A 647-nucleotide genomic window follows, 5' to 3' on the forward strand; every position below is an offset into this window, starting at 1 on the left:
TATTTGGATAATGAGGTCATTAGAGGTTTTGGACTAGCCTCAAAACCCTTTAGTAAGGACTCTACGAATAACGTTGCAGAATATATGGGTTTAATATGTTTAATGGATAAAATGATTTCTTTGAAACTAGATTCTCCTATTATAAGAGGGGATTCTCAACTGGTTATTAGGCAAATGAATGGGGAATATAAAGTGAAGGCTAAGAGGATAATCCCGCTCTACGAGAGGGCTATTCAGCTTAAGGAAAAACTTAATGCTAAATTAGAATGGGTTCCACGAGAACAGAATAAAGAAGCAGATAGGTTGAGTAGAATTGCTTATGATCTAGTTATGAAGAATAAGTTAAAGGAGATAGGGTGTAGAGAAGAAGATCAATCCCTTTGAATTACAGCTGTCATGCAGTGTATACCACCACCGCCACTCGTTAGATTTTCGACGGGAACTTCTATAACGTCTATCCCTTGTAATTTCCTATTAGCACTATTTTTGGGTGAGACTACTTTACCATCATCTATAGTTAAGAAGTTAGTAGCGTACTTTCTAGCTTCATCTAAGGTTACTTCGACTACATTAAATCCCTTCTCCTTGATGTAATCATAAAGGTTTGTGACTTTGACCAGCTTCTTATCATAATATACCTCAACTCT

At 36.3% G+C, this 647-nt stretch carries 2 protein-coding genes; one reads left to right on the top strand and one right to left on the bottom strand.

Translation table 11 applies throughout. The features are described 5' to 3' along the window. Positions 1 to 384: ribonuclease HI (rnhA, locus tag DMP16_RS10610; RefSeq protein WP_143577255.1), on the top strand; the 384-nt coding region annotated here is incomplete at its 5' end. Here rnhA and DMP16_RS10615 read toward each other — a convergent pair. Then, positions 372 to 647: arginine deiminase family protein (locus DMP16_RS10615; RefSeq protein WP_255446898.1), on the bottom strand; the 276-nt coding region annotated here is incomplete at its 5' end. The two genes, rnhA and DMP16_RS10615, sit on opposite strands and share 13 nt — an antisense overlap.

Origin of the sequence: Sulfolobus sp. B1 (genome assembly GCF_007050195.1) — an archaeon.
Classification (GTDB): Archaea; Thermoproteota; Thermoprotei_A; order Sulfolobales; family Sulfolobaceae; genus Saccharolobus.